We start from the raw sequence: 13,228 nt of genomic DNA, 5'->3' as shown, positions 1-13,228 counted from the left end.
ATTATTCCGTATGCTGTATTTGGTGAAGCCCGGCCGTCATTTCAGCCTTGAAGCCCGCCGGCTCATAACTCACGGTAACGCCACCCGTTCCAATCAGGCCCATACGAATGAGTTTGGAGCCAAAACCACTTCCAGACGGCGGCTGAACCGGAGGGCCTCCACTTTCCTCCCACCTCAACGTGAATATCTCCCCATCGGCGCCTTCGCCTACGCTCCATGTCAGCGCGATCTCTCCAACGTCGTTGGACAGGGCTCCGTATTTCAGGGCATTGGTGGCGAGCTCATGCAGGACGAGTGAAAGTGACAGCGCGCCCTTCGGCCCGATGGCGATATCCGGACCACTGGCATGAAGCCGATCGCTCGCAACAAGACGTTGCAGCGTCGCAGCGATCAGTGATCCGATCGGCGCCGTGTGCCAGTACTGGTCGAACAGGATGTCGTGGGCGGAGCTCAGCGCCTGAACGCGCTTCTCCAGCGCTTCGACCGGCGCGCGTTCCGTGACCGGCTTCAGCGTTTGCTTCGCGATCGCCTGAACCATCGCAAGTGTGTTCTTGAGCCGATGGCTCATCTCGCGATTGATCACGCTCTGCTGCTGCTCGGCCAGCTTTCGCTCGGTGATGTCGGTTGCGGCGCCAAACCATTCAATGGTTTCGCCCTGTTCATCAAAAACCGGAACGGCACGGGACAATGTCCAACCGACATTGCCATCGGCCTGCCGAACGCGATGCTCGAACTCGAACACATCTTTTTCTGCAATCGCCTGATTGATGGCAGTCTGTATCGATGGGACATCTTCAGCGAGAAGATATGCATCCTGCCACTGCACGCTCGGTTCATCGGTGTTGGCCAGGAAGCTGCGGCCATCAAGCCGTCGCATCTCCTTCCAATCGGCGCTCATCTGATAGATGACGTCGCTGGTCGCCGTGGTGAATGCTCGAAAACGAACCTCGCTTTGTCGCAAGCGCTCGGCGCCCAGGACCGTGTCGGTGGTTTCGACCACGGTGTCGATCATGCCGGCGATATTGCCTTGGTCATCTCGCAAAGGGCTGTAGCAGAATGTGAAATAAGCCTGTTCGTCATAGCCATGACGATTGATGACAAGCGGGAAGTCCTCGATGAAGGTCGGCCTTCCCTGGTACGCTTCCGTCGCGATCGGCCCGATCTGCTCCCAGGCCTCCGACCAGATATCTGCGAATGACCGACCGATTGCGAGCGGCTTTTCACCAAGGATCGGCAGGAAGGCGTCATTGTGGATGGTGATCAGATCTGGTCCCCAGATCACCGCCTGCGGAAAGCTGGAGGAAATAGCCATATCGACAATGGTCTTCAGAGAGATTGGCCAGTTTTCCATTGGACCGAGGGATGTCTTCGACCAGTCGAATTCGGCGACGACCTGCTGCATTGGTGCAGGCGACAGAATTTTACTATGAACTTCCAATCGACAGCCCTGATCCCAATGAACATCCGTGCGTCCGGCACCCGCCCGATAGACACTGTCAAATAGCGCGGGATCCGACCCATTCAATGAAGCACGAGACGTGAACCAGAAAATTCTAGATCAGCAGGCCGAGAGGTTTACGGGTAGCCTTGATGGCACTCGCACCACCCCCTAAATCAAAAGGCTCTCCGCCAACCAACGAGGACATTATGGCAACTGGTACGGTCAAATTTTTCGCGCAGGACAAGGGCTTTGGATTTATTACGCCGGACAATGGCGGCCCGGACGTATTCGTCCACATTTCGGCTGTCGGCTTCGGAGCCTCCCTGACGGATGGCCGGAAGGTCAGCTACGATGTCGGCCAGGACCGCAAGACTGGCAAGTCCAAAGCAGAGAACGTCACGGTTCTCTAAAAAGAGCGGCGGCCCCGCTCGACTGGCGGGGGCGTATTCCGCAGAACAGAAGCAGATGCCTCAGTGGCTTTGAACGGTTACGAACCTAAGCCCTTTCTATTTCAATTTTCACTTAGCGCTTGATCGTCTTGCCGAGAATTTGTTCCACTCTCAAGGTGGTTCAGCGCCTATATTCGGTCATGCCTACAGACGTTGTGATCCGCTGCAGCTACCGTCGCATTCGATCAGCCGGCAAGCCGCTTTCGCGGAACGCACCCCTAGATTTAAAGCCGGCAGTCGACAGCACGCTTAAGGTCACGCCAACCATATCGGCGATATTAGAGGCGACTTAAAGAATTTTATAAAAACCACCCTGTAGGCTTTGACGCAAGGCAGGCAGAGCAATGCAGATCGATTTACAAACCCTTTGGTACTTAACCGTCGGAACGCTGCTGGTGTCAGCGTCGCTTCTCCTTTGGGAAAGGGAGGCACATCCAGGTCGCGCACGTGTGCTCGGTGTTCTGGTCGCCGCACTCTTCGCGTTCGTTCTCGGGTGCGTGCTTGAAATGAACCGCAGCCATTTTCCGGTCGCGCTCGGCATGGGGGCGGTCAACATCCTAATGATGTTGGGCTACCTTCTGGTCCTTAACGCCGTCGCCGGCCTCGACGGTCACCGGTATCTCTGGTCGTCGGTGGCAGCGTTGTGCTTCATAGCCATCGCCTGGGCGATCGCTGGCACGCACTTCCCGGCCGCCTTCTGGAACCATGTCTCTTCTATCCCCATCGCGCTGACTTGCGGCCTGACAGCATGGATACTTCTGCGCAGCCGCACAATCCAGAGATTGCGCTCGGGTCCGATCGCCATTTTTATCTCGGCCGTCCATGCCGTGTTCTACCTTGGCCGGGCATTTATTGCCCCTCTTCTACTCGAGTGGTACGGGCAAGATATTATCTCCATCATCGGGAAGGCGACGATGTACGAGGCCGTCTTGTACTCGGTAGCGATGCCGATGTCCTTTCTGATGATTATTCGAGAGGAGGAAAAGCTCCACCTGCTCCGCATGTCACAAACCGATCAGTTGACCGGGCTTGCAAACCGTCACGCCTTTTTTGAGCAGGCAGCTCGGATCCTCCGGGAGCGGCATGGTGATCCCGTCTCCCTGCTCGCCTTCGACCTCGACCACTTCAAGGCGATCAACGACCGTCATGGACATCCAACCGGAGATAAGGTTTTGCAGTTGTTCGCCGAAACCGCCCGCGAAGAGGCGGGGCCTGACGCGCTAATTGTCCGGCTGGGTGGTGAGGAATTCGCTGCGCTTCTGCCTCGGTGCGACCATTCCCAGGCTCTCAATCGCGGCTCGGCGATCGCAAGCCGGTTCGCCGAAGCAGCCGCCCGGGCAGAGGGCTTAAACACCCAGGCCACCGTCAGTATCGGCCTTGCGGCACCAGACTGCCACGACCTCGCCGGGATGCTTGCAAGCGCCGACAGCGCGCTGTACCGGGCGAAAGCCCTTGGGCGGAATCGCGTTGAGACCGCACGGCCAAACGAATTGCTGCTGCACCCCACAGCCGATCCATTGCATCATCAGTTGCGGGTAGTGGCGATGAAGGTGTCCTGAGGCGATGTAGCGTTTTTGGACGAGAGCGCCCTTGATAGGGAATGAACCGTCGGCCCCGCACGAAGTCAGTCTTCAGGCCAGCGGCAGATGTTCTGGCCATTCTTGCGCGCCATGGAGTACGCGAAGAATTCGAACCGTGGTCTCGTTATTGGTGTAAGCGGCAACGTAAGGCGTCCCGTTGATGACGAGCTCGCGTGTACCGGCAATTCTACCCACGCGCCCACTGGCAGGAAAATCGAGCAAGCGACGTGCGACAGCCGGCTATCCGTTCATCGATCAGGACGGCAGCTGCGGGATTATCTGCCTCGATGTATGTGAAGATGGCGTCGCGATCCGATAGCGCAAAAGCAGACCAAGTAAGTTTCACGAATCTTGCATACCAGCTTTAAGGCGGGCCGCCGCTCGACGTCTGGCAAAGTGCGCCTCGGCCTCGTCGTCCGATAAATCCGGTCGAGCATCGTTTAACGCTTCGAGCACCTTGGTCCGAAACCAGGCGTCATGCGCCTCACTGCCTGATAGAAGTTCAAGAGGCAGACCGCCCTCGTTAGCAGTCCGGGTCAGCATAATGCGAACCGCATCAGATACCGTGAGGCCCATGCCTTCAAGGACCGCAGAAGCACGATCCCGAACTTCGGAATCAATACGTGTTTGTACAAGAGCGTTTGCGGGCATGGCTATCTCCACATCTAAGGGGAATGTAATGCAATTGAATGCCGCATTCCCGCTAAAGTTCCACGTCGTCAATCCCCGTCCAGGCTCTCTGAGCTCTTGATGGGCCTGGGACCGATGACCCGCGATCGTGTTTGCTATAACTCTGTGTTGTCAGTTTCCTCGGCGTAAGCATTTCTAACGAAACCGGATTTACTCTGAGCGCATCCGATTACTTATCATGTCGATCTCTCGTTGCGAAACAGAGAACGAGGCAAGTCAGTTAGCGCAACTTGCTATCTTCGCACGCCTAAAGGGGTCTCGCCACAGGCAAGCCTGAAGGCCTTGGTAAAGTGAGATGCACTCGAGTAACCGACATCGAACGCAATATCGACCACGGCACACATCGTGTTTTGTAGAAGATCTCGAGCACGCTCCAGATCAAGATCCGACTGCGGTTGTCTTGCAACCGAAAAAGCAGGCATATTATGGGACACGAACAATCATCCCCAGTGACCCAATGAACCAGCACCGACAATGGGACCACCGTCCTTGTCGAAATCTTGTGCCCCTCAGGCGGCGATGATTGGCGGATGGAGGTGACGAGCCTAGAAGACCAGCTTACCGACTGGAATGAACCCTTCGCATCCGCTCATGAGGCATGGGACGAGTTTATCCACGTCGTCAACACAGAAGGGATCGCAGTTTTCCTGTAGCGCTTCCGTTTTCGAATAGGTGATCCGGAATTCCTGGCTTGGGTCGAGCTCTGGATCAGTGGCGGATACGAGTCCGATTCGAGTTCTCGGTACAACGACCTCACAGCACGCCGAGCACAACAACCATTCCGTTCCGCTCACGACGCCAAGACGACTGACAGTCCCGGGACAGATCCAGATGTCTGTCAAAGCACTGATCAGGATGCCGACTGAAACTTGACAGCGTCCTTACCGGCCGCCTTCGCATCGTAAAGAAGTGCGTCGGCCTCTCTCATTAGCTGTGTCAGATCACGCTTTTCGCCTGTCCAGACCCCGCCGATGCTGGTGCGGACATCGGCGATTTCATCGCCGATCGAGATGGAGTCACTCATCCGCGCGAGTATCCGCTGCGCCGCGGCCTCCCCTGTGGCTCGATCACCCGCAACAACAATGATGAATTCGTCCCCACCCGTGCGCGCCACGAGATCATGCGCTCTCACGGCTGAAGTCAGGCGCTCAGCGGTGGATTGAAGAACGATATCTCCTATTGCGTGGCCATGAGCATCATTCACCTCCTTGAAGCCATCAAGATCTAGAGCGAGCACGGCGAACCCGTCGGCAGACTGCAAAGCAGCGAAATTGATAGACAATCCGCGACGGTTCAGCAGCCCGGTTAAAGCGTCGGTGCGTGCCGTCTCCTCCAGCATCTCGATCCGACGTCGATCATCGGTAAAGTCGATTGCCATTCCGACAATCTTGACCGGCTGCCCATTGCTGTCGCGCAAAAGTCGTCGATCACAGCGCATCCAGCGTTCTCCGTGAACGGTGTCGAGACGATATTCGGCGACATTCTGATCGAGCTGACCGGCAATCAGCGGCGTGAGATCAGCCTCCGCGCCGTCGTTCACGTTGACCCTGTTGACATAGCGCTCAAGGTCGAGCCGCGCGGCCGTCGGGCCACCGATGAACTGAGCTAGCCGATCCGAGGTCTCAAACTTTCCTGTCAGGATGTCCATCTGCCAGAAGCCGCCGCGGACAGCTTCAAGCGCCAGTTCGAGCTGCGCTGCACGCTCGGCGAGCTGACGCTCATGCTCCTTGTGGCGAGTGATGTCTTCGATCTGCGATATGAAGCGAACGACCTTGCCCTCGGCATCGCGCATCGCAGCGACATGGATCAGCACGTGAACGACTTCTTCGAAAGGTCGCAGGTAACGCTTCTCAATCGTATAACCGTCCCGCTTTCCCTGCAGCACTTGCTGGAACAAGATCAGGTCCGCCTCGATATCGTCTGGATGCGTGAAGTCCCTGAAATGAGTGCCCAGGACTTTCTCGGTCGGAAGCCCAACCAACTTGGCGAAAGCCGCGTTGCCGCGAATGATGCGTCCCTCAAGATCGACCAGGGCGATCCCGATCGGAGCATTCTCGAAGGCGAAGTCGAAAAGCGCCAAGCGGGTTTCAGGGTTGTCTGCCGTGTAGGGTTCCGCTGCCATCTTTCCTCCGAAGACAAGAGCTTCTCCGCGAAAGGTGTGTTTTAGACGTTAATAATCAAGGTGCGAGGGCAAGTTGCCGGCGGCGATCTAGCTTACTCCTTGATGTCAGAGACCCTCGAAATTATCTCGGGGATTAACCGAATATTAGAGGGATCTGATATCGATCGACTTTCGCAACCGGTGAGCTCAGGGAGGGAGACATGCATGGTAGCCGGAAGAATCTATCCACGAGCGACACAAGGATACTGAGAACGCTACTCGGCCGCTACGCGGCGCGTTACCACCTGACTGGCCCGGAAAAGGACGACCTTATCGAGCGAACATTCCAGGCTTTGGCGAGCAACCCCGAAATATTCCTCGAGATTCCTGTCGAGAAAGCCGCGGCGGAGACGATGCACAGGCTCTTTAGCGGTGGCTAAATTTGCTGCGGAATGGATGGCGAGCGTCGTGCTCGTGCAAAGTGCCTGACACCGGCTGGCTTTCAGTAGGCCGATCGCCGCCGTTCATAGCTCAACAGCGAGACCGAAAGCGACGGTGAGAACGCTCCTTTGTGACAAAGCAGTTCGCTCGGCTGCAGGCTGAATTTGAGGAAGTGCAGCGGTTCAGCCTCCCGCTATCACGCTACCCGCGCGCTAGTCCCAAGCCCATTTTCCGTCTTGCTCGAAACGAGCAACTCGATCATGCGAGCGATCGGATAGGGTTTCGGGATGAACAAACTCCCGTCCGGTAGTGAGCAGTCCGCTCCTTCTCCGTCGCCTGAAGTAACGATTACCGGAAGCGATCCCATGGACCGATAGACGAATTCGGCAAGGTCGAGACCACTGAACGCTCCCGGCATGTCTATACCGTTAATATTTTCGGCAGGACAAGGGCTTCGGATTGATCATGCCGGACAATGGCGGCCCGGACGTACTCGTCCAAATCTCGGCTGTCGGCTTCGGAGCCTCCCTGACGGATGGCCAGAAGGTCAGCTATGATGTCGGCCAGGACCGCAAGACTGGCAAGTCCAAAGCAGAGAACGTCACTGTTCTCTAAAGAGTTCGGCGGGCCCCGCTCGACTGGCGGGGCCACACGCCGCACAAAGTAAATGCATTGGTTTTGGCTTTGGCTGGATCAGAACCGCCGCCCCCCTAATCTGCTGATGCCGCCGCGGTTAGCTGTAAGTGCCTGAACTACAGTCACTACCATCAAAGACCTGGGAAACCGTCCAAAGAACTGTCCGCTGTCAGATAGCGGTGATCCTCGGCGCCTCTCGGTCTATCGATTAGCGTGTGGCACGCGGATTGCTTCGCCTCTCTCGGTAGACAGGAGGATATATTGGGGCATCTGCTATTTGTTTGCGTTGCAATCGGATTGACCTGGGCAGGTTTTGTCTCGATGTTTGCGTACAGACCGGACATGACGAAATCCCATCTAGTGCAAGTGACCGCAGCCACGAGCATCTTTCTCGGCTCGCTCGGACTGGCGCTAACTACACACGGTTTACTCATGGGTGCATTGTTGGCGGCTGGCGGTATTACGATTGCCGCATTTGTTGGCAGAAGACTTTCCCTGCCGTGGTCGCTTGCATTTGCAGCATGCAGTTTCGCCGCTTATCTTCATGTGGCTGGCAACGGACCATGAAGATATCGCACTCCGAGCTGACTATCCTGGTTATCGACGAAAATGCCATCCGCGCTTCGATCATCGAAGAAGGCTTGCGAGAGGCAGGACACTCGAACGTCACGGTGATCAATGAAGTCAATGGTGTCGCGAGGATCATCGAGACCACAAAACCGGATGTTATCGTCATCGACATCGAGAACCCCAACAGGGACATGATGGAGCACCTCTTCCAGCTGACGCGCACTGTCAGCCGGCCGATCGCCATGTTCGTCGATCGCTCCGATACGGCGCAGATCGAGGCCGCCATGGAAGCAGGCGTTTCTGCCTATGTTGTCGATGGTCTGAAAAAGGAACGTGTCAAATCCATCCTCGACATGGCCGTCAGCCGCTTCAATGCCTTCAGCCGGCTGCAACGGGAACTGGCCGAGGCAAAGTCAGCGCTTGAAGAACGCAAGGTCATCGAGCGCGCCAAGGGTATATTGATGAAAATGCGCGGACTTTCTGAAGAGGATGCGTTTGCACTCCTGCGCCAAACCGCGATGAACGAAAAGAAAAAGATGTCAGAAATCGCACAGAGCGTCGTCACCGCCGCTGGTCTTCTGATGTAATCGAGAAAGTCCGGAGACGCCGGAGTGAACATGATGAGCAAAATCGGCCAGCCCAATACCAAGCTCCCAATGCCTTCGATCAGTGCGGGAGACGGCCAGAAGGTCGTACGCGCGGGCTTTATCCCACTCGTCGATGCCTCGGTCTTGATCGCCGCTGCCGAATTCGGATTTGCCGCGCGAGAGGGACTGACGCTCGACCTCGTCAAGGACGTTTCCTGGGCAAACGTCCGCGATCGCCTGGCTTTCCGGCAATTCGACATCGCACACATGCTCTCGCCCATGCCCATTGCATCAATGCTTGGGCTAGGCTCCAACCCGTCGCCAACCATTACCCCCTTCTCGCTCGGCCGTGGCGGCAACGCGATCACGCTTTCGACGCGGCTATTCGAGCGAATGCGCGATATCGACGGGGTTTCCGAAAAGGCCAGCGCGCTGGAAAATGCCCAGTCGCTGGCCAAGGTGCTGCGAGACATGAAGGCGCGCGGCGAGGCACTGCCAATGTTCGGCGTCACTTATCCGTTTTCCTCGCACAATTACGAATTTCGCTATTGGCTCGCCGCTGGTGGCATTAATCCAGATCGGGATGTGAAGCTGGTCGTCGTCCCTCCGCCACTGACGTCCGATGCTCTGGCCGCCGGGGCCATCGATGGATTCTGCGTCGGCGCGCCCTGGAACATGATCGCCTCGGAACGCGGTGTCGGACGCATCGTCGCGGCCAAACAGGATATTTGGCCATCGGCGCCCGAAAAGGTCATCGGAATGCGCCCGGAATGGGCTGATAGCCATACCGACACTGTGTCCCGCCTGATCGTCGCGCTAGATGCCGCGGCGCGTTGGTGCGACCTGCCCGAAAATCACGACGCTCTTGCGGAAGCATTGGCGGATCCGCGCTTCATCGCGGCTCCGGTCCACATCATCCGCCACGTGCTTGCCGGGGAATTCAGTCTCGACGCCAAAGGGAACCGCCGGATCATACCGGACTATTTCAAGTTTCACCGGGAATTCGCCAACTATCCCAAGCCTGGCCACGCGCTCTGGATCTACAGCCAAATGATCCGTTGGGGTCAGGCTGAATTGAGCGAGCAAGGGCTGAAAAGTGCTGCTAGCGCTTACAGACCGAATCTTTATCGCGCAGCACTCGGCACGGGACCCGATCACGCAGACCTTGGAAGCGAAGGTATGAATGTCTCCGATCGTTTCATGGACGGGCACGTCTTCGATCCGACAAAAATCGGCGAGTATGTCGCGAAATTCGCCGTCAGGACGTCGCCTCCCGAGAGACTGAATAGCCACGAGACCTGACCTCAGCCAGCAGATTTGCCCAAGCCTTGATCGTCTACAATTCGGCAATCGCTCAAAATTGTCGCAGACGATCGGCAAGCCAACAAAGCGCCCATTGCCTGCTGCCGTAAATTTGCGCAGCTAAATTAGCCACTTAGTTTATCCACCTGAATTTGGCATGCCGGTTGCATCTTAGGTTTGCCCCGGTCAACGGCGACCGGCGCTCATGAACGCGCGATAAGCGTTCTTCAAAGACATCGACGTCGCAAGGTTTTGCTGCCCAGGATTGCTCCTATCCTGATGGCGCGATTTCCGAGCGGCGTTTTTTTATGTCCAAATTTCAAGCCACCAGCAGAGGGAACCTGCGCATGATCAAGTTTTCGACGTCCGGCATTTCACGCCGCAGCATGCTCAAGATCACAGCGACCACCGCCCTTGTCGGCGCGATCAAGACAGCCTTTCCCTCCGGCGCCTTCGCCGCAGCATCTGGGCCAGAAGTGAATGGCGTAAAGCTCGGCTATATCGCACTGACGGACGCGGCACCGCTGATCGTCGCCAAGGAAATGGGGCTCTTCGACAAATACGGCCTGACCGAAGTCGAAGTCGCCAAGCAGGCCTCCTGGGGTGCAACGCGCGACAACCTTGTGCTGGGCGGTGCGTCGAACGGCATCGACGGCGCCCATATCCTCTCGCCGCTGCCCTATCTCATGCATACCGGCAAGGTGACCCAAAACAGCAAGCCCGTACCGATGGCGATCCTTGCCCGCCTCAACCTCGACAGCCAAGGGCTTTCGGTTGCCAAGGAATACGCCTCGACTGGCGTACAGCTCGACGCCTCCAAGCTGAAGGAGGCTTTCGCAAGAAAGAAGGCGGCAGGCGGGGAGATCAAGGCCGCAATGACCTTCCCCGGCGGCACCCATGATCTCTGGATCCGCTACTGGCTGGCGGCCGGCGGCATCGACCCCAACAAGGACGTCTCGACCATCGTCGTGCCGCCGCCGCAGATGGTGGCGAACATGAAGGTCGGCAACATGGATGTCTTCTGTGTCGGCGAGCCGTGGAACGAGCAGCTTGTCAATCAGGGCATCGGCTTCACGGCAGCCACGACGGGCGAACTCTGGAAAGGCCATCCTGAAAAGGCACTGGGGCTGCGTGCGGACTGGGTGGAGAAGAACCCCAATGCAACTAAAGCTTTGCTGATGGCCGTCATGGAGGCACAGCAGTGGTGCGAAAGCATGGACAACAAGGCGCAGATGGCTGACATCCTCGGCAAGCGCCAGTGGTTCAACGTACCCCCGAAGGACGTGCTCGGCCGCCTCAAGGGCGACATCAACTACGGCAACGGCCGCGACGTGAAGGGCACGGACCTCTTCATGAAATTCTGGCAGGACCATGCATCCTATCCGTTCAAGAGCCATGACAGCTGGTTCGTCACCGAAAACATCCGCTGGGGCATGTTCGCGCCGGGCACCGACATCAAGAAACTTGTCGACCAGGTGAACCGCGAGGACCTGTGGCGCGAGGCCGCCAAGGAACTCGGCGTTGCCGTTTCTGACATCCCGGCATTGTCGTCACGAGGCACGGAAACCTTCTTCGATGGCAAGGTCTTCGATCCGGAGAATCCTTCTGCCTATCTCGACAGCCTATCGATCAAGGCTGTGTCCTGATCCCGTTCTCGGCGCGTGGAGCCACGCGCTGTCCCTTCTCTTTCTCACAAGGAGCGCGCGAATGTCCGCCCTGGCAACACAAGACAATCTCTCCGTGGCCGGAACCGCGAAGCCGAAAGCCGCGGATGCAACCGAGACCAAAGTCGTGCCGTTCTCCGGCAGACGGGTATCGAAGATGAATTTTTCACGGACTGCGATGGCCGCGGTACGCAATGTCGTGCCGCCGCTTGTCGTCCTCGTGCTGATCATGCTCGTCTGGCAGGTTCTCTGTTCGGCGCCGGATGCCTCCCTCCCCTCACCCTTGCGTGTATGGGATGAGAGTTATGATCTGATCGTCGACCCGTTCTTCAATTTCGGCTCGCAGGACATCGGCCTGGGCTGGCGCGTACTCGTCTCGCTGCAGCGGGTGGCCTACGGTTTCGGCCTCGCAGCGATCACCGGTGTCATCGTCGGCGCGATCATCGGCCAGTCCGTCTGGGCCATGCGCGGCCTCGATCCGATCTTCCAGGTTCTGCGCACGGTGCCGCCGCTCGCCTGGCTACCGCTATCGCTCGCGGCATTCCAGGATTCCAACCCTTCTGCGATTTTCGTGATCTTCATCACCTCGATCTGGCCAGTCATCATCAACACGGCCGTCGGCGTTCGCAACATCCCGCAAGACTATCGTAACGTCGCCCAGGTGCTGCGGCTCAACCAGTTGGAGTTTTTCTTCAAGATCATGCTGCCATCGGCGGCACCTTACATCTTCACCGGCCTGCGCATCGGCGTCGGCCTGTCATGGCTGGCCATCGTAGCGGCCGAGATGCTGACAGGCGGCGTCGGCATCGGCTTCTTCATCTGGGATGCCTGGAACTCGTCCCGCCTGCCCGACATCATCGTCGCGCTTGTCTATATCGGCGTCGTCGGCTTCGCGCTCGACAAACTGGTGGCGGCAGCCGGCAAACTGATCACCCGTGGCGCATCTGCAAGCTGAGGAGACATGTTCATGAACGCCTATCTCAAGCTCGATCATATCGACAAGCATTTCGACCGGGGCGGCGTTCGCGCCGAGGTTCTGAACGATATCAACCTGACGATCTCCAAGGGCGAGTTCGTGTCGATCATCGGCCATTCCGGCTGCGGCAAGTCAACGCTGCTGAACCTGATTGCCGGATTGACGCCTGTCTCAACCGGAGCCGTGCTTCTGGAAAACCGGGAGGTCAATGCGCCGGGGCCGGAACGGGCCGTGGTGTTCCAGAACCATTCGCTGCTGCCCTGGCTTTCGGTCTACGAAAACGTCAACCTCGCCGTCGCCAAGGTCTTCGGCTCAGCAAAGACCAGGTCCGAACGCCACGACTGGGTCATGGCCAATCTCGATCTCGTGCAGATGGCGCACGCCAAGGACAAACGTCCGGCCGAAATCTCGGGTGGCATGAAACAGCGTGTCGGCATCGCCCGCGCGCTTGCCATGGAGCCGAAGATCCTCCTGCTCGACGAACCCTTCGGTGCTCTCGATGCGCTCACCCGTGCGCACCTGCAGGACGCCGTCATGGAAATCCATGCAAGGCTCGGAAATACGATGGTGATGATCACCCACGATGTCGACGAAGCGGTGCTCCTGTCGGACCGCATCGTGATGATGACCAATGGCCCTGCCGCCCGTATCGGCGAGGTGCTGGACGTGGCGATGCCGCGTCCCCGCGATCGCATCGCGCTTGCCTCCGACCGGACCTACCTGAAGTGCCGCGAGGCTGTCCTCAAATTCCTCTACGAGCGTCACCGCTTCGTTGAAGCTGCGGAGTAACG

The 13,228-nt window shown here is 57.8% G+C and carries 13 protein-coding genes and 2 pseudogenes; 9 read left to right on the top strand and 6 right to left on the bottom strand.

Annotated elements, in window-relative coordinates:
* Position 1: 1 nt before the first annotated feature.
* Positions 2-1,402, bottom strand: a complete 1,401-nt coding sequence (locus tag JNB91_RS23330; RefSeq protein WP_220327878.1) for a sensor histidine kinase — start codon at positions 1,400-1,402, stop codon at positions 2-4.
* A 245-nt stretch (positions 1,403-1,647) separates the two neighbouring features.
* Here JNB91_RS23330 and JNB91_RS23325 point away from each other — a divergent pair, with 245 nt between their 5' ends.
* Both JNB91_RS23325 and JNB91_RS23320 read left to right on the top strand, forming a co-directional pair.
* Positions 1,648-1,851: a cold-shock protein gene (locus tag JNB91_RS23325; RefSeq protein ID WP_220327877.1), complete on the top strand. Its 204-nt coding sequence runs from the start codon at positions 1,648-1,650 to the stop codon at positions 1,849-1,851.
* Between the two features lie 383 nt (positions 1,852-2,234).
* The gene (locus tag JNB91_RS23320; protein ID WP_220327876.1) at positions 2,235-3,449 is read left to right on the top strand and encodes a GGDEF domain-containing protein; all 1,215 of its coding nucleotides are present in this window, start codon (positions 2,235-2,237) and stop codon (positions 3,447-3,449) included.
* 72 nt (positions 3,450-3,521) lie between these two features.
* On the opposite strand, the pseudogene JNB91_RS23315 reads toward JNB91_RS23320, so the two are convergent.
* The 5 genes and pseudogenes from JNB91_RS23315 to JNB91_RS23295 form a co-directional block, all read right to left on the bottom strand.
* Positions 3,522-3,816, bottom strand: a pseudogene (locus JNB91_RS23315) (type II toxin-antitoxin system RelE/ParE family toxin).
* Positions 3,813-4,121 carry a type II toxin-antitoxin system RelB/DinJ family antitoxin gene (locus JNB91_RS23310; protein ID WP_220327875.1) on the bottom strand — a complete coding sequence of 103 codons (309 nt, stop codon included), beginning with the start codon at positions 4,119-4,121 and terminating at the stop codon, positions 3,813-3,815. Before JNB91_RS23310 ends, JNB91_RS23315 begins: the two are co-directional and overlap by 4 nt.
* Positions 4,122-4,393: 272 nt before the next feature.
* Positions 4,394-4,582, bottom strand: coding sequence for a helix-turn-helix domain-containing protein (locus JNB91_RS31725; protein ID WP_223218351.1), 189 nt, complete (start codon positions 4,580-4,582; stop codon positions 4,394-4,396).
* A 428-nt stretch (positions 4,583-5,010) separates the two neighbouring features.
* Positions 5,011-6,282, bottom strand: a complete 1,272-nt coding sequence (locus tag JNB91_RS23300) for a sensor domain-containing diguanylate cyclase (protein WP_220327873.1) — start codon at positions 6,280-6,282, stop codon at positions 5,011-5,013.
* 616 nt (positions 6,283-6,898) lie between these two features.
* Entirely contained in the window at positions 6,899-7,120 is a 222-nt protein-coding gene (locus JNB91_RS23295; protein ID WP_220327872.1) for a hypothetical protein, read from the bottom strand.
* Between the two features lie 14 nt (positions 7,121-7,134).
* Here JNB91_RS23295 and JNB91_RS23290 point away from each other — a divergent pair.
* From JNB91_RS23290 to JNB91_RS23260, 7 genes and pseudogenes are all read left to right on the top strand, one after another.
* Positions 7,135-7,317, top strand: a pseudogene (locus JNB91_RS23290) (cold-shock protein); the annotation flags it as partial.
* A gap of 282 nt (positions 7,318-7,599) precedes the next feature.
* Positions 7,600-7,905, top strand: a complete 306-nt coding sequence (locus JNB91_RS23285; protein WP_220327870.1) for a hypothetical protein — start codon at positions 7,600-7,602, stop codon at positions 7,903-7,905.
* 2 nt (positions 7,906-7,907) lie between these two features.
* Positions 7,908-8,495, top strand: a complete 588-nt coding sequence (locus JNB91_RS23280; protein WP_220327957.1) for an ANTAR domain-containing response regulator — start codon at positions 7,908-7,910, stop codon at positions 8,493-8,495.
* A 33-nt stretch (positions 8,496-8,528) separates the two neighbouring features.
* The gene (locus JNB91_RS23275; protein WP_220327869.1) at positions 8,529-9,797 is read left to right on the top strand and encodes a CmpA/NrtA family ABC transporter substrate-binding protein; all 1,269 of its coding nucleotides are present in this window, start codon (positions 8,529-8,531) and stop codon (positions 9,795-9,797) included.
* Positions 9,798-10,144: 347 nt separating this feature from the next.
* Entirely contained in the window at positions 10,145-11,443 is a 1,299-nt protein-coding gene (locus tag JNB91_RS23270) for a CmpA/NrtA family ABC transporter substrate-binding protein (protein ID WP_220327868.1), read from the top strand.
* 61 nt (positions 11,444-11,504) lie between these two features.
* A complete protein-coding gene (ntrB, locus tag JNB91_RS23265) occupies positions 11,505-12,416 on the top strand; it encodes a nitrate ABC transporter permease (protein WP_220327867.1) in 912 nt (303 codons plus the stop codon).
* Positions 12,417-12,428: 12 nt separating this feature from the next.
* Complete coding sequence (locus JNB91_RS23260) at positions 12,429-13,226, top strand: ABC transporter ATP-binding protein (protein ID WP_220327866.1); 798 nt, start codon at positions 12,429-12,431, stop codon at positions 13,224-13,226.
* Positions 13,227-13,228: the final 2 nt, after the last annotated feature.

This window comes from Aliirhizobium wenxiniae (assembly GCF_019511445.1).
Lineage (GTDB): Bacteria > Pseudomonadota > Alphaproteobacteria > Rhizobiales > Rhizobiaceae > Neorhizobium > Neorhizobium wenxiniae_A.
The sequence above is the reverse complement of the archived record's forward strand: the minus strand, read 5'-3'. Positions and strand labels throughout refer to the sequence as shown.

Excerpts from the sequence above, each read along its gene's own strand:
- JNB91_RS23270 (WP_220327868.1), top strand. The coding sequence starts at position 10,145 with ATGATCAAGTTTTCGACGTCCGGCATTTCACGCCGCAGCATGCTCAAG.
- JNB91_RS23260 (WP_220327866.1), top strand. The coding sequence starts at position 12,429 with ATGAACGCCTATCTCAAGCTCGATCATATCGACAAGCATTTCGACCGG.
- JNB91_RS23275 (WP_220327869.1), top strand. The coding sequence starts at position 8,529 with ATGAGCAAAATCGGCCAGCCCAATACCAAGCTCCCAATGCCTTCGATC.
- JNB91_RS23295 (WP_220327872.1), bottom strand. The coding sequence starts at position 7,120 with ATGCCGGGAGCGTTCAGTGGTCTCGACCTTGCCGAATTCGTCTATCGG.
- JNB91_RS23325 (WP_220327877.1), top strand. The coding sequence starts at position 1,648 with ATGGCAACTGGTACGGTCAAATTTTTCGCGCAGGACAAGGGCTTTGGA.
- JNB91_RS23300 (WP_220327873.1), bottom strand. The coding sequence starts at position 6,282 with ATGGCAGCGGAACCCTACACGGCAGACAACCCTGAAACCCGCTTGGCG.
- JNB91_RS23320 (WP_220327876.1), top strand. The coding sequence starts at position 2,235 with ATGCAGATCGATTTACAAACCCTTTGGTACTTAACCGTCGGAACGCTG.
- JNB91_RS23310 (WP_220327875.1), bottom strand. The coding sequence starts at position 4,121 with ATGCCCGCAAACGCTCTTGTACAAACACGTATTGATTCCGAAGTTCGG.
- JNB91_RS23330 (WP_220327878.1), bottom strand. The coding sequence starts at position 1,402 with ATGCAGCAGGTCGTCGCCGAATTCGACTGGTCGAAGACATCCCTCGGT.
- ntrB (WP_220327867.1), top strand. The coding sequence starts at position 11,505 with ATGTCCGCCCTGGCAACACAAGACAATCTCTCCGTGGCCGGAACCGCG.
- JNB91_RS31725 (WP_223218351.1), bottom strand. The coding sequence starts at position 4,582 with ATGCCTGCTTTTTCGGTTGCAAGACAACCGCAGTCGGATCTTGATCTG.